We start from the raw sequence: 21587 nt of genomic DNA, 5'->3' as shown, positions 1-21587 counted from the left end.
CGGACGTCCCGGAATCGCGCGCTTCGGCAACGGTCGGCGGGCCGCTCTGGTGCTCGCCGCGGCCGGTGATTAGGGTGGCAGACATGGCTGAGGCATTTTCGTCCCTCGTGGACGCGTTCAAGAACGTGGGGGTGTCCCGGGCGTACGGCGCTCCCGTGCAGCTCGACGGCGAGGAACTGATCCCCGTGGCGCTGGTGTCGTTCGGGTTCGGCGGCGGGAGCGCCCCGGCCTCCGAGGACGCTCCCGCGGGGTCCGGCGGCGGGGGCGGCGGCTTCGTCCTGCCGCTTGGCGTTTATGCCCGCAGCCGGGGCGGCCGCGTCGTGTTCCGGCCCAACCCGGTCGCGGTGCTGCTCGGCCTGGCACCGGTGGTCTGCGCTGTTGGTTTGATGCTGCGGGCTGTGTCACTGCGGGGACTCCTGCATGGCCGCCGCTGAACTCGCGCTGACCATCGACGTCGACGGCACGGCAGTATCCGGGATCTACGCCAGGCCGCCGAGACCCGCCGCGACTCTTGTCGTCGCCCACGGCGCAGGGGCCGGGATGGAGCACCCGTTCCTTCGGGGTTTCACCGCGACCTTGAACGACGACGGCGTCGCAACGCTGCGGTTCAACTTCCCGTACCGCGAGGCGGGCCGGAAGTTCCCGGACCGGCCGCCGGTGGCCATCGCGGCCTGGCGGGCGGCGATGGCCGCGGCCGCTGCCCGTTCCGAGGGCGAACCGCTCTGGGCCGCCGGGAAGTCCTTCGGCGGCCGGATGGCGTCGATGGCGGTCGCGGAGGGCATGCCCGCGGCCGGTCTGGTGTACCTCGGCTATCCGCTGCATCCGCCGGGCAAACCGGAGAAACTGCGTGACGGACACCTCTACGGGCTCACCGTGCCGATGCTGTTCCTCCAGGGCACCAGGGACACCTTCGCCACCCGCGGGCTGCTGGAGTCCGTGGTGGAGCGCCTCGGCCCGGCCGCGACGCTGCAGTGGCGTGAGGGCGGGGACCATACCTTCGCCGTGGCCGGGGCGAAGCGGTCGCCGGAAGAGATCGGGGCGGGCCTTGCGGCCGCGGTGGCGGATTTCATCCGGCTGCACAGCGCCGACCCGGCCTCCGAGGGCGCCCGGTGAAAGGGACGGAGGTGCCGGGCACCCGCACCGGCCGGCCGGGATCACTGGGCGACGGCGACGTCCCCGCGTGGTGGCAGCGGCTGGGGTTGCCGGGGCTGATCGACATCCACACGCATTTCCTCCCCGAGCGGATGCTGCGGCGGGTCTGGGCGCATTTCGATGAGGCCGGACCGCTGGTGGGCAGGCCCTGGCCGATCACCTACCGCACGGACCAGGACAGCAGGTTGGCCCGGCTCCGGCAATTGGGGGTCCGACGCTTCACCGCCCTTACCTACGCGCACCGGCCCGGGATGGCGGCGGACCTCACGGACTTTGCCCTGGACCTCGCCTCGGCTGAGCCGGACTGCGTGCCCAGCGCCACGTTCTACCCGGAGGACGGCGTGCTGGGGCAGGTCGAGTCTGCCCTCCACCGCGGCGCGCGCGTCTTCAAGATCCACGCCCAGGTGGGCGGTTTCGACCTGCGCGAGCCGGTCCTGGACCCGGTCTGGGGACTCCTCGCGGACGCGGCCGTTCCCGTGGTGGTGCATGTGGGCAGCGGCCCGGTGCCGAGGGCCGGGTTCACCGGCCCGGACAAGCTTGAGGGCGTGCTGCGCCGGCATCCCGGGCTCACCGCCGTCGTCGCGCATCTGGGCACGCCGGAATACGGGGAATTCCTTGCCCTGGCCGAAAAGTTCCCGCGCGTCCACCTCGACACCACGATGGCGTTTACCGACTTTTTTGAAGAGGTGGCCCCGTTCCCGGCCAGGCTGCTGCCGAGGCTATCGGAATTTGCGGACCGGATCGTGCTCGGCAGCGACTTCCCGAACATCCCGTACCCCTACGCGCACCAGCTTGAGGCACTCGAACGGCTCCGCGACAAGGAGCCACGGCTCGACGACGGCTGGCTGCGGGCGGTGTGCTGGTTCAACGGCGAACGGCTGATCGGCAGCTGATCCCCAGTTGTTCCGGTTGCGGGCAATGGTTCCCATAACGGCTCCGAGGCTGAATGATGGTGCCCATGAGCAAACCATATGAAGCGTCCCGGCGCGTCGAATCCAGCAATCCCGAGGCAGTGGCAACAGCGGTCCGTGAGGCCACCCACGAACTCCGCGACGAACTTCAGCGCGACGGGATCGAGGTCAGCTTCCAGGACCTGGCCCTGCTGGGCCATTCGGAATCCTGGGACGGCGAAGGCCAGCGCTGGGTCCACGTTGCCTGGGAGGGCGCCGAGGCCGGGTAGCGCGGGTACCCACCGGCGGGCCCCGGGACTAGCATCCGCTCATGATGACGAAGCTTTTCGCCTACCTCAGCTACCAGGATGCCCCTGCCGCGCTGGACTGGATGGAGCGGGTCGGGTTTGAGGTCGTCCGCCGCGAGGACGGGGCCGGGGGCCGGGTCGTCCATGCGGAAGTCCGCCTCGGCGGTGCAGTGCTGGCACGGGTGCTGGACCCGCAAGGACAGGAGTGGAACGCCGGGACGTATGAACCCGGTCTTTCCGGGGCTTGACGGAGCTGCGGGGGTCGGCCCCGGCCGTCACATCCTGCTCTTGACCCTGGCCGTCGCGGGTGCCGTCCAGGGATCCTCAGGCCAGGGATGCTTCGGGTAGCGGCCGCGCATCTCCGCCCGGACCTGCGCGTAGGGCCCGGACCAGAAGGATGCCAGATCGTCGGTCACCGCGAGCGGCCGTCTGGCGGGCGAGAGCAGGTGGAACAACACCGGCACGCGGCCATCCACCAGCCGCGGCGTCTGATCCCAGCCGAAGCACTCCTGCAGCTTGACCGCGACCACCGGCCGGCCGCCGTCGTCATCCGCCTCGGGGTAATCGATCCGCACCCGCGAGCCGCTGGGTACCTCCAGCGCCTCCGGAGCCAACTCCCCCAGCCGTCCCGCTTCGGGCCAGGGCAGCAGCCGCCGCAACGGTTCGGCCAGGCCGATGCCGCTCGTTGCGGCACCGGCGGCCAGGGCCTCGAGCTCCGGCGCCAGCCACTCGTCCAGCCGGGCCAGCAGGGCGGGCTCTGACATGTCCGGCCAGGGTTCGCCCAGTTCGCGGTGCAGCAGGGCCAGGCGCCGGCGCAAGGCGTCCGCCGCCGCCGACCAGCCGATCGTCTGCAGCCCTGCCTGCGCCAAGGCGCGGGCCACCGCGGCGCGGCCTTCCGCCGCGGACGGACGCACCGGCGTCGAGGAGAGCACGATCGCGCCCAGGCGGCGTTCCCGGCGGGCGGTGACCCGGCCCTGGCCGAATCCTGCCTCCACGGTGTCGCTGAGCAAATGCCGCGCGGCGGCCTCCGCGGCCTCCGCCGTCAGCGGCGCGGCGGACCGGATGACCGCGCCGGTTCCGGCCGCGTCTTTCCCGTCGGCGCGCGAAACCTCGGCAACGGCGAGCCACTCGTGGCCGGCCAGGCGGCTGCCGCCCGGGAGCCCGGCACGGGTTCCGGAGGACAGCAAGTAGCGCTCGTCCGGTCCCGGGACCCGGCGCGCCACCCGGTCCGGGAACGCGAGGGCGACGACGAATCCGGTGCCGTCCGTGCCGGCTGCGGGCGCCGTCGGCAGCGACGCCACGCTGCCGGACTGCGGCTGGCGGGCAATGGCCTCCATCCGCCGGACGTCGTCCGCCCAGCGACGGGACCCCGGGTCGTTGCCGGAGCGCAGGGCGCTCAGTAGTCCGGGCAGGTCGGCGCCGGGGGCGCGTTGTCCGCCGGCGACGACGGCGACGGCCTCCGCCGCGGTGCGGTGCCCCACGGCGGCGGCGCCGTCCAGCAGGGCGCGGGCGAGCCGCGGATCCGCCGGAATCCGGGCCAGCGTCTTGCCGAGCTCCGTGGCCAGGCCCGCGGGTCCCACCGCGCCGAGTTCGCGCAGCACTTCGACGGCCTCGTCCATCGCGGCCCTGGGCGGGGCGTCCGGGAGTGCCAGCCCGCTGCCGCCCGGCGAGCCCCAGCAGGCCAGCACCAGGGCTGCGCCCGTCAGGTCGGCGACGGCAATCTCCGGGGTCTGATGGGCAGGGGCGGCTCCGTAGCTCTTCTGGTCATAGCAGCGGACCACGCGTCCGGGGCCCAGCCGGGCGGCCCGTCCGGCGCGCTGTTCGGCGGAGGCCCGGGAACAGGACACGGTCACCAGGCCCGTCATGCCGCGCCCCGCGTCCCGCCGCGGTTCGCGGGAGAGGCCGGAATCGACCACCAGGCGTACGCCCGGCACCGTCAGGGAGGACTCGGCGAGCGCGGTGGAGACGATGATCCGAGCGGGTTCGCCGGGGCTGCGGCCGGATACGGCCCGGTCCTGAGTGGCCGGGCCCACCTGGCCGTGCAGCTCCAGCACCTCTGCCGTCACCCGGCCGCGCAGCCGGGCGGCGACGTGGGAGACCTCCCGCGCACCCGGGACGAAGACCAGGGCATCGATGTCCTCTCCGGCGGCGAGCGCCGCGGCGTGGGCGTCAGCGGCCGTATCCGCCACATGGTCCAGGAACGCGCGCGTCACTCCCCGGGCGTCCAGGCGGGCGGCCGGGGCGGGCGTCCACTGGACCTCGAGCGGGTACAGCGCGGAAGGACAGCCCACAACGGGAGCCGCGCCGCCGCCGTCGTGCCCGCCGGCCCCTGCGCCGCGCCCCTCCGGCAAGGTGTCCGACGGCGGCGTCGTGTCCCCCAGCAGGGCGGCGAAGCGCGGCGCGTCCAGGGTGGCTGACATGGCGACGAGCGTGAGGTCCCCGCGCAGCTGCCGGACCTCGGCGAGCATGCCGAGCAGCAGGTCGGTCTCCAGTCCCCGTTCGTGGACCTCGTCGAGCACCACCGCATCGGTGCCCTCCAGCCCGGGATCGGCGAGGAGGCGGCGCAGCAGGATGCCGGGAGTGACGAACTCGATCCAGGTGCCGGGGCCGGCCTGGCGGTCGCCGCGGACCGTGTAGCCGACGCGCCCGCCCAGCGGGCTGCCGTCCAAAGCGGCGAGGCGCCGGGCCGCGGAACGCGCGGCGACGCGGCGCGGCTGGGTCACCACGATGCGCGGGGCGCGCACACCGGCGCCGTGGGCAAGGTTGGCCAGCAGCGGCGGGACCAGGGTGGTCTTGCCCGTACCCGGGGGCGCCTCGACCACCGCCGTGCCCGCCGGGGATCCCGCCTGCAGGGCCTCCGCGAGCTTGCCCAGGGAAGCGGCAAAGACCAGACCGGTTCCAATGGAGCCGAGATCGAAGGGCTTGTCCGCCGGGTTGGGAGCAGTGGGCGTTGGAGTCACTCCTCCATTGTCCCCCGCCGCGCCTGGCGGCAGTTCTGCGGGCCCATCCTGCCTGCCCGGCCCGCCCTGTATCGCTTCAACGCCTAGGCTGCGGCGCGGCGGGAGGGGAAACTACGGAAGACTGGGACTTCTCAATCACAAAGGTGGCACCCCATTGATTAATCTCCAGCAGGACGCCGAGGGCTTCATCCGGATGAACCGGCACTTCCCCGCCAGCACGCCCATCACCATCACCTTCGCCGACGGCTCCACCGAAGAAGTCGCCGGCCGGCAGCTGAACGCGGCCTACGACGACGCACTCGCCGAGTACCGCGCGCAGAACCACTTGGACGCCAAGGGCTTTTCCCGTGCGCCCAAGAAGAGAGTCGATCCGGGCAACAAGATCGAATTCGTCCGCGTGCACCCCGGCATGGCCGGCTAGCAGCGCCGGGGAGGGAGGCCCTGCCAGTACCTGTACCAGCAGGGACTCCCCCGCCGCCGCGGCAGGCAGTTGAATGGAACCGTGAGCCAGCGCCTCGCCGCTGGAGCAGTCCCTTTCCGGAGCTGCGACAAAAGCTGGACCAGAAAAAGTGTCCCGCTTCGGAACAATCCACCCCGGCAGGGTGTTGGCTCATACTGTGGCCCCGGACGGCATGCCGTCCGGCCACAGCGCCATCGTGGGCCGGCAGGTTCAGAGGCGCCCCCCAAGCCCCTGGACCTACTCCTCTCCCCCACGACCGCGACTTTCGAACCGACTCTTACTGGAGAAGAATGCTTACTGTAAACGCTTACGCCGCCCCGTCCGCCACGGAGGACCTCGTCCCCACCACCATCGAGCGCCGCGACGTCGGCCCGCACGACGTCCTGATCGAGATCAAGTTCGCCGGGATCTGCCACTCGGACATCCACACGGTCCGCGGCGACTGGGGACCGCAGTCCTACCCGCTCGCTCCCGGCCATGAGATCGCCGGCATCGTGACCGAGGTCGGCTCGGCCGTCACCAAGCACGCCGTCGGTGACCGCGTCGGCGTCGGCTGCATGGTGAACTCCTGCGGCGAGTGCGCCAACTGCCAGGCCGGCGAGGAACAGTACTGCCTCAAGGGCAACACCGGCACCTACGGCGCCGTGGACCGCGACGGCACGATCACCCAGGGCGGCTATTCCACCCACGTCGTCGTGACCGAAGACTTCGTGGTGAGGATCCCCGAGGGCATCGAGCTCGACGTCGCCGCTCCCCTGCTGTGCGCCGGCATAACCACCTACTCGCCGCTGCGCCACTGGAACGCCGGCCCCGGCAAGAAGGTCGCCGTCGTCGGGCTCGGCGGGCTTGGACACATGGCTGTCAAGATCGCCCACGCCATGGGCGCCGAGGTCACGGTCCTCTCGCAGTCCCTCAAGAAGCAGGAAGACGGCTTGCGCCTCGGCGCGGACCACTACTTCGCCACGAGCGACGAGAATACCTTCACCGAGCTCGCCGGCACCTTTGACCTGATCATCAACACCGTGAGCGCCTCGATCGACATCAGCTCCTACCTGCAGTTGCTGCGCCTCGACGGCACCATGGTCAACGTGGGCGCCCCGGCCGAGCCGCTGCCGGTCAACGCGTTCGCCCTGATCGGCGGCCGTCGCTCCTTCGCCGGCTCGATGATCGGCGGCATCCGCCAGACCCAGGAAATGCTGGACTTCTGCGCCGAACACCACCTCGGCGCCGAGATCGAGGTCATCCCGGCCGAGAAGATCAACGAGGCCTACGAGCGCGTGCTGGCTTCCGACGTGCGCTACCGCTTCGTGATCGACACCGCGACCCTGGTCTAGTTCCGGGGAGCTTTTCCGCGCTGCGGTTCCGGACGTACGACGCGCAAACGGTCCGGCGCTATGGGGATTCCCGTGGCGCCGGACCGTTTCCGTATCACCAGGCGGTTTCCGCCGCGGAAACCCGCCCCGGCAGCGGTTCAGCCATCACCCGCTGCACGCCCCGGAACCGCCACCCCTTGCCGGTTACGGCCCGTGGGAGGAAGATGTCGGGCACATCAGGGAGGCCCGCCATGATCCAGCTTGGCAAGTTTGAGACACTCCGCGACACCCTCGGCCGGCACCTACGTCTGAGGGTCCGGCAGGGAGCGCCCAACGGCCCGCACCCGGCCCCGCCTCGGCGACCGGCACAGGGACCTGCGGCGGCGGCCCTGTTCCGGGTGATCCAGCTGGCGCTGCTCCCGGCAGGGACAGCGGGCTACCTCTGGGCACTGCCCAAGCTGCTGGTCTACAGCCGGCGGACCGGAGTCTCGGCCACCCTGCTGGCTTCTCTCCACACGCGGTTCATGCAGCACCGGCTGGGCACCAGGGATGATGAGCCGGCCGAGCGGCTCATGATGGTCATGCCCAACGTTTCCCGGACGGGTTTCAGCCTGGTCGCGGCCCCAACGATCGCCGCCCACGGTGCGACCGGCTACGTTCCCAGGGTCTACCGCTACCCCTACGAGGGCGAAGCGCCGTTGAGGCACCAGGATTCGGCACGGACGAGCTTTTTTGATGCTGCCCTCCAGCGCCATCTTCCCGGCGTGGGCCAGCTGGTCATCCTCGGGGCGGGCTTCGACACCCGCGCCTTCCGGTTCTCCGGAGCCGACCACGTGCGCTGCTTCGAGGTGGACAAGCCCCTGACCCAGGCCTTCAAGCTCGGCATGCTGAAGCGTGCCGGACTGTCCACACAGCTGGCGAGCTACGTCGCCGCCGACCTCCGGGCGCAGGATTGGTGGAGCAAGCTCCTGGCCGCCGGTTTCGACCCCGACCGGCCGGCGTTCTTCCTCTGGGAGGCTGTGACCATGTACCTGGACCGCGCTTCCGTCGAGGCGACGCTCCGCCGGATCGGCGGTGGAGCCGCCGGCAGTGTGGTCAGTTTCGACTATTTCGCCGCCCAGACCCTTGCGTCCCGCTCGCCCTACATGCGCTACGGCCGCGCCGCCGCAGCCTTTGCCGGCGAGCCCCTCGACTTCGGAATCGACAGCACTCCCCCGGCACGGGATCGCGCCGTGGAGTTCCTCCGGCCCTTCGGCCTTGCCATGGAGGAACACCGAAATTTCGGCAAAGAGACCCGACGGCGGGGCGCGCCGGCCGGTTTCGTCACCGCCGTCGTCGGCCAAGCAGGGTAACCCGGCCGGAAAGGAACTGTTCACCTTTCGACGGCCTTCCCGTCGTCCGGATATCACCATCCGGAAACGCCGCCGCAATAAAGCGGGTGCAAGCTGGAGGGGACTCCCAAAGGGTGTCTCGTTATAAGAGGTTGCTAGAGAGAGCAGGGCTGCCGTGAATCCCCTAATCATCCTGACCGCGGCCACCGGCCCACGCGAGGGCGCCCGCCCGGGCACCGCGATACGGCCCATCCAGGCAGCCGACCTCCCTGAGCTGTCCGTAATGTACCGGGACTCCTATGCGGACGGCCTGCCGCAGCCCGAGGACCGCGCCGTCGGCTGGATCGACGCCCTGCTCGGTGGAGCCCACGGCCGGCACGTTCCGGAGGCATCCGCGGTCAAAGCAGCCCCCGACGGACAACTTGCGGCCGCCATCATCGTCACCGAGCCGGCCCCGGGCAGCGAGGGCGACTGGGACAGCGAGATCGCCGAACTCTTTACCCACCCCGACCATCGCCGGCAGGGTCTGGCGGAGGAACTGCTTGGCCACTGCCTGCACACCCTGCATGCCTTGGGCCGCACCCGGGTGGCGGTCACGGTGGACAGCGGAAATTCGGCGGCGCTGGCGCTCTACCTGTCCAGGGATTTCCGCCGGCTGTCCAACGACGACGGCGACTGAGGGCCCCGCCGGGTTCCTCCCCCGCCGGGTTCCTTCCCCGCCGGATGAAGGTGGTGCTAGCTTGTCCGGATGGACGTCCTCGACTGGCTGCTCGATTCCGACCCCGCCATCCGCTGGCAGGCCCTGCGCGACTTGACGGGCGCGGGCGCGGACGAACTGTCCGCCGAGCGGGCCCGCGTCGCTGCGCAGGGGTGGGGCGCCCGCCTGCTCGGGCTGCAGGCCGACGACGGGCAGTGGGACGGCGGCACGTACTTCCCGGCGCCATTCGATGAATCCGAGCCGGGCCAGCCCTGGACCGCGACGACCTACAGCCTGCTGCTGCTCCGCGAGTTCGGGCTCGACCCCGGCAGCGAGGCAGCGCGCAACGCCGTCGCGCGTGTCCGGCAGAACAGCCGCTGGGAGGAAGCCGGCCAGCCGTTCTTCGAGGGCGAAGTGGAGCCCTGCATCAATGGGATGACCGTCGCGCTCGGTGCCTACTTTGGCGAGGACGTCGATGGCGTCGTGACGCGGTTGCTGGGGGAACAGCTCGACGACGGTGGCTGGAACTGTGAGGCGGAACGCGGGTCCACGCGATCCTCCTTCGACACCACCATCAACGTCCTGGAAGGGCTGCTGGAGTACGGGCATGCAACCGGCGGCACTCCCGAGGTCACCGCGGCGCGGCGGCGCGGCGAGGAATACCTGCTCGAACGCGGCCTCCTCCGCCGCAAGAGCACCGGCGGGTTGATCGACCCGGCGTGGCTGCAATTCTCCCACCCGGTCCGTTGGCACTACGACGTGCTCCGCGGCCTGGACTACCTCCGGGCCGCCGGGGCTGCCGTGGATGAGCGGACGGCCGAGGCAGTGGGCGTGGTGCGGTCCAAGCGGCAGCCCGACGGGACCTGGCACCTTGAGAACAGCCATCCGGGGCGGATCCACTTCCCGCTGGACGAGGGTGACGGCCGCCCGAGCCGCTGGAACACCCTGCGGGCCATGCGGGTCCTGGACTGGGCCGAACGCTCCTAAGGTGTTTGTAACTTCGATGGAATTATGGCTAAATTTGGGTGTAGGCATCGGAGTTTTTTGGGGGAAGCATGAACAAGGCGCAACGACGCGCTCATATGGAGCCGCCCTGCCCGGCGTGCGGTTCACGGGTGGTTCCGATCTGGAAAGACGTACGTCCCGTGGCGGCGCGCCAGCCGGACTGGCAGGTCAGCGCGAGGCAGTGCAGCAGCCAGGGCTGCAGCATGAACGATCCACAGAACTGGTAGCAGGGCGCCAGGGCCCCACTACTGGCCGATGATTTCCTCGGCGTTCTCCTGCACCCAGCCAAAGAGCGGCAGCAGGTGGTCGGTGAGTTCACGGCCCCGCGGCGTCAGGCTGTAGTCCACCCGCGGCGGAATGGTCGGCCGGGCCTCGCGGTACACCAGGCCGTCGCGCTCCAGCGTCTTCAGCGTCTGCGCCAGCATCTTTTCGCTGATGCCCTCGGCCCGGCGGCGCAATTCGCTCCAGCGCTGCTGCCCGTCGGCCAATGCGATCAGAATCAGCACCCCCCACTTGCTCGTCACGTGGTCGAGCAGGGTCCGGCTTGCGCAACCGGCAGGAAATACGGGGCTCTCCGGAGGCTGCGGGGACCGGGATGATTCATAACTAACCGTCACGTATGTACCTTACCTGAAAGTGCGTACTCTCTTCCGGGAAGTTTTGCCGCTGCGGGCCGGTTGTCCACCCCGGAAGAGCAAACACGTGAAAGGAATTTCCCATGAGCATCGTCGTCACCGGCGCCACCGGACAACTTGGCCGCCTTGTAATCGAATCCCTGCTGCAGCGCGGCGTCCCCGCAGGGCAGATCGTCGCCACCGGACGTGCCGTCGAACGGCTGGCGGAGTTCGCCGGCCGCGGCCTCCAGGTTAGGGCCATGGACTACGACGACGCCGCCACGGTCACCGACGCCCTTAAGGGCGCCACGAAGGTGCTGCTGATTTCCGGGAGTGAAGTCGGCCGGCGGGTGAGACAGCACCGCGCTGTGATCGATGCCGCCGTCGCCGAGAGCGTCGGACTGATCGCCTACACCAGCATCGCCAATGCGGACAGCACGGGCATGAAGCTGGCCGCCGAGCACCAGGCGACGGAGGCCCTGCTCGCGCAATCCGGACTCCCCTACGTGCTCCTGCGCAACGGCTGGTACCTGGAGAACTACACCGAGCAGCTTCAGGGGACGCTCGCACAGGGCGTGTTCGCCGGAAGCGCCGGCGACGGCAAGGTTAGCGCCGCGGCGCGCGCCGACTATGCCGAGGCAGCGGCTGCGGCCCTGATGGCCGAGGACCAGGCCGGGAAAGTCTACGAACTCGGCGGCGACGAGGCCTTCTCTATGGCGGAACTGGCCGGCGAGATCGCCGAGGCCAGCGGGCAGCCGATCGCATATCAGGACCTGCCCGCGGCCGACTACGCCGCCATGCTGGCAGGATTCGGCGTGCCGTTGGACTTCGCCGATATCCTTGCGGACTCCGACCTGGGGATCGCTCGAGGAGACCTTCACGTCACTACGACTCAGCTACGCACGTTGATCGGCCGGCCCACAACACCCATGTCCGAGGCGGTCCGGTCGGCGGTATCCGCGCTTTAGGGGGCTCCAACCTCCCCTGGCAACCGGGCCGCGGCAGCCATGCCTCCACGGTTCCGGGCCCGACCGCGCTTGCCTTCGCACCGCGCGCGTCCGAAGATAGTCCGGAACCCGCCCGTGGACTGGAGGCCGCATGAGCGTTCTGAGTGCCGGCCTGCTGCTGTACCGGCGGGGTCCGCAGTCGCGGCTGGAAGTCTGGATCGGACACATGGGCGGGCCGTTCTGGGCGCGGAAGGATGCCGCGGCCTGGTCCATCCCCAAGGGCGAATACACCGAAGACGAAGACGCACTGGCGGCCGCGCGCCGCGAGTTCGCGGAGGAAATCGGCACCGCCCCGCCCGACGTCGATTACTTCCCGCTGGGCAGCTTCCGGCAGGCTTCGGGCAAGTTTGTCACCGTCTTCGCCGCCGAATGTGACTTCCGGCCGGAAAGGAGCGTGAGCAACACCTTTTCGCTGGAGTGGCCAAGGGGATCGGGCATCGTCCGCAGCTACCCGGAGATCGACGACGCCGCGTGGTTCAGCGAGTCCGAGGCCCGCACGAAGCTGGTGCGCGGCCAGCTTCCGGTCCTGGACGCGCTCCTGGCGCACCTGCGGGAGGCAGGCTAGCCGCGGCCGCCAGCCACCGGTGTGACAGGATGCTGCATTGAATGTCACAACGGGCGCGGGTAGTGTGACAGAAACTGTCAGTTCACACGACGCTAGCCCGGGAGCAGCCATGCAACATGTAGGACGTCGACTGTCCGCCGTCACCGCGGCACTGGCCCTGAGCGTGGCGGGCGGCGCCGTCGCCGGCCCCGCCTCCGCGGCACCGCGCGAGACTGAAAAGACCGCGACGGCCATCGGCTACGGCGGCGCGGTGAGCACGGTGGACCCGGAGGCCTCGGCCGCCGCGATCGAGGTGCTCCGCAAGGGCGGCAACGCGGCAGACGCCGCCGTCGCCGCAGCCGCGACCCTGGGCGTGACCGAGCCGTACAGCGCCGGCATCGGCGGCGGCGGCTACTTCGTCTACTACGACGCAAAGACCGGCAAGGTCGGCACAGTCGACGGACGCGAGACTGCTCCGGCCGGGATGCCGCACGATGCGTTCATTGACCCGGCGACGGGCCAGCCCTACCGCTTCACCCCCGAGCTCGTCACCAGCGGCGTCGCCGTCGGCGTCCCTGGCACCCCCGCGACCTGGGAACGGGCACTCGAGCGCTGGGGCAGCCTGGGCCTTGGCGAGGCCCTCAAACCGGCCATCAAGGTGGCCACCCGAGGCTTCGTCGTGGACGGAACGTTCCGGCAGCAGACCCTCGACAACAAGGCCCGCTTCGCCGCATTCCCCGCGACCAGCAGCCTCTACCTGCCCGGCGGGGACGCTCCCGCCGTCGGCAGCATTTTCCAAAACCACGACCTGGCCGCGACTTACCGGCTCCTCGCGAAGCACGGCACGCGCGGCTTCTACAGCGGGCCGCTCGCTGCGGAAATCGCGGCCACCGTCCAGGCTCCAGCGAAGGCCGCCGGCACCAAGCTGCCCGTCCCGGCCGGATTCATGACAACGGCGGATCTCGCCGCCTACCGTGCGCTGGACCAGGATCCCACCCACGTGGACTACCGCGGCCTGGACGTCTACGGCATGGCGCCCTCCAGCAGCGGCGGCACCACGGTCGGCGAGGCGCTGAACATCCTGGACCCGTCCAATCTCTCCGGGATGTCCCGGGCCGGCGCCCTGCACCACTACCTGGAAGCCAGTGCCCTGGCGTTCGCCGACCGCGGCAAGTACGTCGGCGATCCGGCGCAGGTCGACGTGCCAACGGCCGCTCTCACCGACCCGCTCTTCGGCAAGGAACGCGCCTGCCGGATCGACCCGCAGCATGCCGCGGCCAAGCCGGTCGCACCGGGAAATGTGTCAGCGTACGACGGCGTGTGCCCGGCCGCCGCAGTGGCACCCGCCGACGAGAAGGACACCGAGAACATCTCGACGACGAATCTGACGGTCGCGGACAAGTGGGGCAACGTGGCGGAGTACACCCTCACGATCGAGCAGACCGGCGGATCCGGCATGGTGGTGCCCGGCCGCGGGTTCCTGCTCAACAACGAAATGACCGACTTCTCCACCGTGTACGACCCCAAGGATCCGAACCGGATCGAGCCGGGGAAGCGTCCGCGCTCCTCGATGGCGCCGACCATCATCCTGAAGGACGGGGCGCCGTTCCTCGCGCTCGGCTCCCCCGGCGGATCGACCATCATTACGACAGTGCTGCAGACCATCCTGAACCGGGTGGATCTGGGCATGACGATCTCCGAGGCGATTGCGGCACCGCGTGCGTCACAGCGGAACACGGCCAAGGTCACGGCCGAGCCGTCGTTCATCGCCGCGTACGGCACCGGGCTCGCGCCGTACGGCCATCAGTTCACACCGTCCGGGGATGCGTTCACCTCGGCGGCGGAGATCGGCGCGGCAACCGCGATCGAGTTCGGTCCGGGCGGGCGCCTGGTCGCGGCCGCCGAGCCGGTCCGGCGCGGCGGCGGTTCGGCGATGGTGCTCAACCGGTCTCGGTAACGGCGCCTTTCACGTACGCGGCCTGTCCCGCGTGCTGGAGGCAATCGGCGAGAATGCTGACCAGCCGCACCCCGAGCGTGACCGGCGGCTTCCAGCGGGTGTCCACGACGCGGTCGAGCTCCTCGTCGCTGAGGGATTCCAGGAACCCGACACTCTGCCGGTGGACGGCGTCGTAATAGTCCCGCAGCAACTCAGGCGGGGCCTGAACCGCGTCGACCTGCTCGGACGTGTGCCCGTAGCCGGTGTCCTGGACGGGCAGTGACAGGCCAAACCGTCCGGCGAAGCCCTGCGACGTCCACACCTGCTCCAAGCCGGCGGCGGGGGCGATTTGGGCATCCTCCCCACGGCTGAGGTGCCAGACCAGCCACGCAATCGGGTTTGCCTGGTCCGCCACCCGCCGGACCAGCAGCTCCGGGTCTATGTCTTCGAGGGTGGCGGCCACGATCTCGTGGATCCTGCCAAACCCGTCAAGCAGCAGTTCGTTGGCCTTCATTGCAGTCCCCTCCCGGCGCGCTTTCGCTGAGCCCCCATGCTGGCACGGCCGGAACCGGTTGCGCTATCACTTTTGGTTGTTCCGGGTGCGGCAGAGGGACCATAAGGGAAAGAGCATCCCCTACACCTTCCGGTGGATCGACTTGTAGCTGAGGTAGGCGTTGAGGCCCTCGACGCCATATTCGGTGCCGAGGCCGGAATCGTGCCGGCCGCCAAAGGGCGCCGCATGGTTGGAGGCGAAGAAGTTGATGCCCACCGAACCGGTGTCCATCCGTTCCGCCACCGCCATCGCCGTCCCGGGGTCGGAGCCGAACACCAGCCCGCCCAGGCCGAACTCGGTGTTGTTGGCCAACGCGACCGCTGCATCGGCGCTGCCTCCCGCGTCGTCGTACTTCAGGATGCAGATGACCGGTCCAAAGATCTCCTCGCGCGAGATCCGCATGGCGGGGGTGACGTCGGCGAACACGGTCGGCTCGACAAAGTAGCCGCCTTCGAGCCCGCCGCCCAGCGACGCGGCGCGGCCGCCGGTCGTGGCACGGGCGCCTTCGGCCAGGCCGGACTCCACGTATTCCAGAACGGTCCGGTACTGGGACTCCGTGGCGCACGGGCCAAACACGGTGTCAGGCTCCAGCGGGTCGCCCTGCTTGGCTGCCGCGATCGTGGCGGTGACCATGTCCACCACCTCCTCGTACCTGCTGGCGGGTGCCAGGATCCGGGTCGAGATGTAGCAGGTCTGCCCGGTGTTGCGCAGGCAGGAGCGGATCAGCACCTTGGACATGGCGTCCAAGTCCGCGTCCGGCAGCACAACCGCACTGGATTTTCCGCCGAGTTCGAGGGTGACAGGGCGCAACAGTTCGCCGCATGCCGCCGCGATCTTTCGGCCCACCGGCGTGGAACCCGTGAACGCCACCTTGTCCACGCCGGGGTGCTTCACGAGCTGATCCCCCAGCCGGCCGGATCCGGTGACAAGGTTGACGACGCCGGCCGGGACACCGGCCGCGGCCACCGCGTCAATGACCACCCGGAGGGACAACGGGGTGGGAGACGCCGGCTTGATCACCACGGTGCATCCGGCCAACAGCGCCGGGGCCAGCTTGATGACCACGAGGTTGATCGGAAAGTTCCACGGTGCGATCAGGGCGCACACGCCCACCGGATCGCGCCGGACAACAGATTCCCCGCTGCCCTTCGGGAAGGCCCGTACGTCCTCACGCTCCAGGTACTCGGCCAGGGTGGCGAAGTAGCGGAGGATCCCCGCGGCGTTGGCGGCGGCCCCGGCGGATTCGGATACCGGCGAGCCGTTCTCGCGGGTGTTCGTCAGGGACAGCTCCCCGGCCCGCTTCTCCACTTCCTCGGCGATGCGCAGCAGGTACGCGGCGCGGACCGACGGCGCCAGCCGCGGCCACTCGCCGGCGTCGAAAGCCCGGCGTGCGGAGACGACGGCGGCGTCGACGTCTTCGGCGGTGCCGTCCGGCACGGAGCCCCAGGCTTCGCCGGTGGCGGGGTCCGTGACCGGGTTGCGGCCGGTACCGCGTGCCGGGATCCAGGCGCCGTCGATGAAGAGGTCGTCGACGTGGGTGTAGGGCAGTTTGAGCGCGGCGCGGGCGGCCACGGCGGGGGCCTCGTGCGTGGCGGCGGTCATCGGATGACCGCCGTCTTGAGCAGGGCGGTGGAGCGGTCCAGGTCCGCGATGGCCATGTCGAACGCGGCCTGGGTGATGAGCTCGGGCACGATTTCCGAGGTCAGCCGCTCGGTGTAGGTCGCCGGGTCCATCTTGAACCAGGAGGAGGCCAGGGCGATCCCAGCCTGGTCGAAGCGCCACAGCCGGTCGGCGTCGCGCATCAGTGCGTCCTCCAGCGAATAGGCCACGGGGCGGGTGTCATGCCCGTCAATGATCGCGCAGACGCGCTCGATGAATTCGGCGTCGTAGCCCAGGTCCGGGAGCACCCGGCGGGCGACGTCGCAGCCTTGCTTTTCGTGTTCATACCGGATGGCGGCCTTGCGCCAGTCCCCGGCGAAGCCCTCGGAGATGATCCGGGATTCGTCCACGTGGGCCCAGCCGGTGTCGTGCAGCACCGTGGCCACCCGGACCAATTCGGCGTCGGCATCCGGATAGGCCCGGCAGAGCCGCTCCGCGTAGGCGAGCGAGATAGGCAGGTGAATGTCGTTGCCTCGGGTGCGGGTCTCGTGCACTACTGCCCGCCAGAGCCCGTCCAGTTCTCCTAGGGCCGCGGGGGTAGTGGCGATCGGGGCCGTGTCCACCGGTCCCGGCGCCGGAATCGGCCGGACCGGATAAGCGGCGGCGAAGTCCGCGGCCGCGGGGTGGGCAGGGGCGACAGCAGTAGTCCCGGCTGTGGCAGTGCCGGCGTCGGCAACCGGCGTCTTGGGGGTGGTCATAGTGCTCCTTCGGGTGGGGCTGGCCGGAGGCGGCTAGCTGTCCGTGGTGATCGTCTTGAGGGGTGTAGCCGGGTCCGCGGCGGCGTCGGCGGGGATGTTCTGGCCTTTGGCGAGGGCGTTCTTGACCGCCATGAAGTCCAGCGGCGCGTTGACGCAGTCCGCGGCGATGATGCGGCCCTGCCGGTAGTAGAGGACGCTGAACTTGCCCCGTTCCTGGTCCTGCCGCAGCACCGTCTGGTCGTAGCCGCTGCAGAGTCCGGCGATCTGGAGCTTGAGGTCGGCCTGGTTGGACCAGAACCACGGGATGCCGGCATATTCCTCGCGCCGCCCGGTGAGCGAATAGGCGGCCACCTTGGCGTGCTCGATCGCGTTGTTGACACTCTCGAGCCGGATCCGCTCCCCCGGTTCCGAGCCGGGGACCGGGTTGGGCATGTTGGCACAGTCGCCGATGGCCACCGTGGTCCCGTCCGAGGCCAGCGCGAAGCGGTCCACGACGATCCCGTTGTCCACGGCCAGGCCAAGCTGTTCGGCCAGCTGGGTGTTCGGGATGACGCCGATGCCGACCAGCACGATCTGCGCGGGCAGCACCGTGCCGTCCTGGAGTTCGACGCCGGCGACCCTGCGGCCGTCGCCCGGGGCGTTGTCACCGGCGCCGGCTGCGGTGAAGCGCTTGGCGCTCGTGTTCAGCCGGATGTCCAAGCCCCGGGCACGGTGGGCCTGCAGGAAGTACTCGGCGGTTTCCTCGCCGACGGCGCGGCCCACCAGCCGCGGACCGAATTCGAGCACGGTGACGTTCTTGCCCATCTTTTGCAGGCTGGACGCGGCTTCGAGGCCGATGAATCCGCCGCCGATCACCACCACGTCGGTGGCATCCTCCACCCGGGCCTTGAGCGCCAGGGCGTCGTCGGCGTTGCGCAGGTAGAGGACGCCGTCGAGGTCCCCGCCCTCAATCTCCAGTTTTCGGGCGCGGGCGCCCACGGTGAGGGCGAGCCGCGTGAAGGGGAACTGCCGCCCGGAGGAGGAATGCGCCACCCCGGACCCGTCGGCTTCCTTCTCGATCCGGACGATGTATTCGCCCTTGACCAGCTCCACGTTGTGCTCGGCCCAGTACTCGTTGGAGCGGAAGATCAGGGATTCGCTCTCCACCGTGCCCTGCAGGAACTCCTTGGACAGGGCCGGGCGCTGGTAGGGCCGGTGGTCCTCGTCGCCAAGCAGGGTGATGTGCTCGTCGAAGCCGAGCGCCCGCAGCGACACCGCGAGCTGGACGCCGGACTGGCTGGCGCCGATGATCAGCAGGCCGGTGCGGGTGGGGCTTGCAGTTTCGGGACCGGCTGCGCCGGCCGTTTCGGCGGACGTCTGCTGCGCCGCGGCAACGTGGGTTTCCACGGCTACACCTGGGTTTCCGGGGTGGTGACGAACAGTTCGATCTCGTCCGTCAGGCGCAGCTGGCAGGACAGCCGCGAGTTGTCCTCGCGGTCCACGGCCGTGCCGTAGAGCATCTCGTCCTCCATGTCCTCCATCGGTGGAAGCTCCGCGAGGCAGTCCTCGCGGACAAAGACGTGGCAGGTGGCGCAGGACAGCGAGCCGCCGCATTCGGCCACGATGCCGGGGACGCCGTTGCGCACCGCGGTCTCCATGACGGAATCCCCGGGGTTGCCCTGCACGTCGCGGACGGCGCCATCGGCGTCGGTGAAATGAACCGTTGGCATTGGTCCTCCTTGGGTAGAAAGTCGCTTGGAAATTTGGAGCCGGCGCTCAGATGAACTGGCGGCCGCCGTCGACCACCATGGTCTGGCCGGTGTAGTAGGAACTGTCCGGGCCGGCCAGGAAAAGCGCCGCACCCACGATGTCTTCCGGCTGGCTGGCCCGCTTGATGGCACCCCGGTCCACGCCGTAGTTCTCGGCGTTCTCCATCAGCCCATAGCTGGCTTCGGTGAGGGTGAAGCCGGGGGCGATCGCGTTGACGGTAATCCCCCGCCGGCCCAGTTCCTTGGCCAGCACCCGGGTCAGGGCCACCACACCGCCTTTCGAGGCGACGTAGTGCAGCCACTGCTCCGAGCCGCTGAAGATCGTGGCGCTGGAGAGGTTGATGACGCGCCCGCCCTCGGGCAGGAACGGGCTCGCCGCCCGGGTGACGAGCCAGGGGCCCTTGAGGTTGACGTTCATCACCAGGTCCCATTCGGCCGGGTCAATGTCCTCGAACGGGCTGCGGGTCACCCCGGCGTACACCGCCGCGTTGTTGAGCACGACGTCGATGCTTCCGCTACCGAAGTCCGCGCAGTCTTTTGCGAGGGCCTCGGTGGAGTCGACGCTGGTGACGTCGGCGTAGAAGGCGGCCGCCTCGGCCCCGGTATCCAGGACCAGTTTGGCTGTTTCCTCAGCGCCCGCCAGGTTCACGTCCGCCACCGCCACGCGGTAGCCGCGGCGGGCGAAGCCGAGCGCGAACGCCCGGCCCAGCCCGCCGGCGGCACCGGTGATCAGGACGGTGCGGGCCGGCTGGTCCGTGCGCCCGTCTTCTGCGGGGTTCATCGTCGCATCAGACATGGCTGTGGCTGTGCGCTCCGGGTCCGGTGACCGCCAGTTCGTCTTCGGCGTCGAGGATCTGCACGGTCCCCTTGGTGCCGTCCACCCGCAGCCGCTGTCCGGTCTTGATCGTGGTGGACGCGGAGCCGGTCCCGGTCACGGCCGGGAGCCCGTATTCCCGGCAGACGATCGCCGCGTGGCTCATCATGCCGCCGATGTCCGTGACCGTTGCCTTGATCTTGCCGAAGATCGGGCCCCAGGACGGTGCCGTGACGGTCGCGACCAGGATTTCGCCCTGCTGCACTTCGGAGAGCTGGTCGGCGTCGGTGACGACGCGGGCCAGGCCTTCGACGACGCCGGGTGAGGCCGCCATGCCGCGCAGGCCGCCGCCCTCCACCGCTTCGCCGGCACCCAGCCACTGCTGGACCTGCTCGGTGGTGATGCCCCAGAGCATCCGGGTGAACGGTTCGGTGATGATTTCCGGCGGGGTGTTCAGCGCGGGCGCCGGCCGCGCCGTCTTCAGTGCGTCCACGATCCCGCGGCGGCGTTCGATCTCCTCCGGCCAGTAGTCCGGGCCGATCGGCTTCGCGCCGACGCCCCAGCCGGTGACGAGGTCGAAGAGCGCGTCGCGGACCTCGTTGCGGCCCAGGTAGAGCAGGTCGTCCGGCTCGGTCCAGAAGCCTTCGCCCTGCATCATGCGGCTGAGCTCGCGGATTTTGCGCCAGAAGACGCCCATGGTCCAGTGCTCGATGTAGAAGTTGTGGTTCTCCACGTACGGGTAGGCGGTCGCGGCGAGCCCGCGCTTGGCGTCGAACAGTGCCTGGTTTTCGCCTTCCAGCAGCTCCCGGTATTCCTCGATGATGCGGTCGCGTTCGAGGATCAGGGCCTCGACCGGGCGCATGATTTCCTGGCCCTCGTCCACCCGCCGGACGTAGTCCGCGATGTAGCCGAGCGGGATTTCCTGGTGTTCGTTCCAGTACTTGTCGTGGCCGTAGAAGCCATTGCCCACGGTGAAGTTGAACCACGGGTCCTTGGCGGCCTCATACTGGGCAATCCAGCGGTCCCCGCCGGGGGCGGCCGCGATCGCAGCGAGGGTGGCCTCGACGTCGTCGGGGTTGCCGAAGCGGGATTGCAGCCCGAGTTCGACGGCGAGCTTGGCGAGCTGCTTGAGCTCGTCATCCGGACGGAACAGCTCCATGTCCACGCCCTGCACCATGGTGGCGATCGACTGGTCCGGGATGTTGGGGAAGACCTGCTTGCAGAAGTTGAAGAAGTCCAGGTAGGCGATGTAGCCGAGGTTGAGGAACTCGAAGTGGTATTGCCAGTTCTGGTAGGCCAGCTGGATGAGCCGGTCGTAGCTTTCCAGCAGCTTCTCGGAGCCGTCCTTGCCCTTGCCGGAGAGGATATCCTCCATCGGGACCACGTCCGGGAGCTTGGGGAAGGAGATGGTTTCCATCTCGTCGATGGTGCCCTTGACCTTGACATGCCACTGCTTGAGGAGCTGGTCCCAGTTCTGGAAGTAGTGGCCCACGCGCTGCTCGAACAGGGGGACCCGCGCGGCGATCTGGTCCTCGGGGACCGGGATGGGCGACATGTACAGGTAGCCCAGGTGCACCCTGAATTCGATGCCGTTGGCGTTCGGGATCATCAGATGCCGGGCGTTGTACTGGCCCAGGCACTTGACCGCGAATTCGCCGCCGATGGTCTCGAAGGGCTTGAAGACTGTGGGCCAGTGCTGGCTGTCGCAGAACCAGAACTTGGCGTCCTCCTGCTCCTTGAGCTTGTCCTGGAAGACCAGGTAATACGGGTAGATCTTTTCCCAGCCCTCGGCGCCGGCGGGGACCGCGAGCTCGGAGGGTTTGGGGAAGGACTTCAGGGACATGGCGGTCCTTTCAAGGCGGGCTCATCGTTGAGCCGTGGTGGGAGGGCGGAACGGG

Annotated in this window: 23 protein-coding genes; 13 read left to right on the top strand and 10 right to left on the bottom strand. The window is 69.5% G+C overall.

Annotated features, from left to right (window positions below; translation table 11 throughout):
- Nucleotides 1–83 precede the first annotated feature (83 nt).
- The 5 genes from AB4Y91_RS11625 (at nt 84) to AB4Y91_RS11605 (ending at nt 2598) form a co-directional block, all read left to right on the top strand.
- Nucleotides 84–434 (top strand): hypothetical protein, encoded by a 351-nt coding sequence (locus AB4Y91_RS11625; RefSeq protein WP_441418634.1) that lies wholly within the window; start codon nt 84–86, stop codon nt 432–434.
- Nucleotides 421–1113 carry an alpha/beta hydrolase family protein gene (locus AB4Y91_RS11620; protein WP_441418633.1) on the top strand — a complete coding sequence of 231 codons (693 nt, stop codon included), beginning with the start codon at nt 421–423 and terminating at the stop codon, nt 1111–1113. The genes AB4Y91_RS11625 and AB4Y91_RS11620 overlap by 14 nt, the downstream gene beginning before the upstream one ends.
- A gap of 11 nt (nt 1114–1124) precedes the next feature.
- Nucleotides 1125–2045: an amidohydrolase family protein gene (locus AB4Y91_RS11615; RefSeq protein ID WP_441418632.1), complete on the top strand. Its 921-nt coding sequence runs from the start codon at nt 1125–1127 to the stop codon at nt 2043–2045.
- Nucleotides 2046–2110: 65 nt separating this feature from the next.
- Entirely contained in the window at nt 2111–2332 is a 222-nt protein-coding gene (locus AB4Y91_RS11610) for a hypothetical protein (protein WP_441418631.1), read from the top strand.
- Nucleotides 2333–2373: 41 nt separating this feature from the next.
- A complete protein-coding gene (locus AB4Y91_RS11605) occupies nt 2374–2598 on the top strand; it encodes a VOC family protein (protein ID WP_441418630.1) in 225 nt (74 codons plus the stop codon).
- A 27-nt stretch (nt 2599–2625) separates the two neighbouring features.
- Here the strand turns inward: AB4Y91_RS11605 and AB4Y91_RS11600 are convergent, their stop codons facing one another.
- A complete protein-coding gene (locus tag AB4Y91_RS11600) occupies nt 2626–5310 on the bottom strand; it encodes an ATP-dependent RNA helicase (RefSeq protein WP_441418629.1) in 2685 nt (894 codons plus the stop codon).
- 154 nt (nt 5311–5464) lie between these two features.
- Here AB4Y91_RS11600 and AB4Y91_RS11595 point away from each other — a divergent pair, with 154 nt between their 5' ends.
- The 5 genes from AB4Y91_RS11595 (at nt 5465) to AB4Y91_RS11575 (ending at nt 10098) form a co-directional block, all read left to right on the top strand.
- Nucleotides 5465–5731, top strand: a complete 267-nt coding sequence (locus tag AB4Y91_RS11595; protein ID WP_441418628.1) for a hypothetical protein — start codon at nt 5465–5467, stop codon at nt 5729–5731.
- 329 nt (nt 5732–6060) lie between these two features.
- On the top strand, nt 6061–7104 hold the full coding sequence (locus AB4Y91_RS11590) for an NAD(P)-dependent alcohol dehydrogenase (protein WP_175322614.1): 1044 nt from the start codon (nt 6061–6063) through the stop codon (nt 7102–7104).
- A 230-nt stretch (nt 7105–7334) separates the two neighbouring features.
- Nucleotides 7335–8435 (top strand): class I SAM-dependent methyltransferase, encoded by a 1101-nt coding sequence (locus AB4Y91_RS11585; protein ID WP_441418627.1) that lies wholly within the window; start codon nt 7335–7337, stop codon nt 8433–8435.
- Nucleotides 8436–8589: 154 nt separating this feature from the next.
- Entirely contained in the window at nt 8590–9093 is a 504-nt protein-coding gene (locus tag AB4Y91_RS11580; protein WP_441418626.1) for a GNAT family N-acetyltransferase, read from the top strand.
- Between the two features lie 69 nt (nt 9094–9162).
- Entirely contained in the window at nt 9163–10098 is a 936-nt protein-coding gene (locus AB4Y91_RS11575) for a hypothetical protein (protein ID WP_441418625.1), read from the top strand.
- A gap of 91 nt (nt 10099–10189) precedes the next feature.
- Here the strand turns inward: AB4Y91_RS11575 and AB4Y91_RS11570 are convergent, their stop codons facing one another.
- On the bottom strand, nt 10190–10321 hold the full coding sequence (locus AB4Y91_RS11570; RefSeq protein ID WP_441418624.1) for a hypothetical protein: 132 nt from the start codon (nt 10319–10321) through the stop codon (nt 10190–10192).
- 40 nt (nt 10322–10361) lie between these two features.
- Entirely contained in the window at nt 10362–10733 is a 372-nt protein-coding gene (locus AB4Y91_RS11565; RefSeq protein WP_441418623.1) for a winged helix-turn-helix transcriptional regulator, read from the bottom strand.
- 101 nt (nt 10734–10834) lie between these two features.
- Between AB4Y91_RS11565 and AB4Y91_RS11560 the strand changes: the two genes are divergently transcribed.
- From AB4Y91_RS11560 to ggt, 3 genes are all read left to right on the top strand, one after another.
- Nucleotides 10835–11698 (top strand): SDR family oxidoreductase, encoded by an 864-nt coding sequence (locus AB4Y91_RS11560; protein WP_441418622.1) that lies wholly within the window; start codon nt 10835–10837, stop codon nt 11696–11698.
- A 130-nt stretch (nt 11699–11828) separates the two neighbouring features.
- A complete protein-coding gene (locus AB4Y91_RS11555) occupies nt 11829–12302 on the top strand; it encodes an NUDIX domain-containing protein (RefSeq protein ID WP_441418621.1) in 474 nt (157 codons plus the stop codon).
- Nucleotides 12303–12411: 109 nt separating this feature from the next.
- Nucleotides 12412–14238 (top strand): gamma-glutamyltransferase, encoded by a 1827-nt coding sequence (gene ggt, locus AB4Y91_RS11550; protein WP_441418620.1) that lies wholly within the window; start codon nt 12412–12414, stop codon nt 14236–14238.
- Here the strand turns inward: ggt and AB4Y91_RS11545 are convergent.
- From AB4Y91_RS11545 to AB4Y91_RS11515, 7 genes are all read right to left on the bottom strand, one after another.
- The gene (locus tag AB4Y91_RS11545) at nt 14222–14731 is read right to left on the bottom strand and encodes a mycothiol transferase (protein ID WP_441418619.1); all 510 of its coding nucleotides are present in this window, start codon (nt 14729–14731) and stop codon (nt 14222–14224) included. The two genes, ggt and AB4Y91_RS11545, sit on opposite strands and share 17 nt — an antisense overlap.
- A gap of 120 nt (nt 14732–14851) precedes the next feature.
- Nucleotides 14852–16372 carry an aldehyde dehydrogenase family protein gene (locus AB4Y91_RS11540; RefSeq protein ID WP_441418618.1) on the bottom strand — a complete coding sequence of 507 codons (1521 nt, stop codon included), beginning with the start codon at nt 16370–16372 and terminating at the stop codon, nt 14852–14854.
- Nucleotides 16369–17127: an HD domain-containing protein gene (locus AB4Y91_RS11535; RefSeq protein ID WP_441418617.1), complete on the bottom strand. Its 759-nt coding sequence runs from the start codon at nt 17125–17127 to the stop codon at nt 16369–16371. The genes AB4Y91_RS11540 and AB4Y91_RS11535 overlap by 4 nt, the downstream gene beginning before the upstream one ends.
- Before the next feature lie 33 nt (nt 17128–17160).
- Nucleotides 17161–18423, bottom strand: a complete 1263-nt coding sequence (locus tag AB4Y91_RS11530) for an NAD(P)/FAD-dependent oxidoreductase (RefSeq protein WP_441418748.1) — start codon at nt 18421–18423, stop codon at nt 17161–17163.
- A 92-nt stretch (nt 18424–18515) separates the two neighbouring features.
- Nucleotides 18516–18836 carry a 2Fe-2S iron-sulfur cluster-binding protein gene (locus tag AB4Y91_RS11525; RefSeq protein WP_441418616.1) on the bottom strand — a complete coding sequence of 107 codons (321 nt, stop codon included), beginning with the start codon at nt 18834–18836 and terminating at the stop codon, nt 18516–18518.
- A 46-nt stretch (nt 18837–18882) separates the two neighbouring features.
- Nucleotides 18883–19656 (bottom strand): SDR family NAD(P)-dependent oxidoreductase, encoded by a 774-nt coding sequence (locus tag AB4Y91_RS11520; RefSeq protein ID WP_441418615.1) that lies wholly within the window; start codon nt 19654–19656, stop codon nt 18883–18885.
- Nucleotides 19657–19663: 7 nt separating this feature from the next.
- A complete protein-coding gene (locus AB4Y91_RS11515) occupies nt 19664–21532 on the bottom strand; it encodes a PEP-utilizing enzyme (protein ID WP_441418614.1) in 1869 nt (622 codons plus the stop codon).
- Nucleotides 21533–21587 lie beyond the last annotated feature (55 nt).

It is taken from the genome of Arthrobacter sp. YAF16, from assembly GCF_052113385.1.
Lineage (GTDB): Bacteria > Actinomycetota > Actinomycetes > Actinomycetales > Micrococcaceae > Arthrobacter.
Note: the sequence above shows the minus strand (reverse complement) of the source record. Positions and strands in the feature narration are given on the sequence as shown.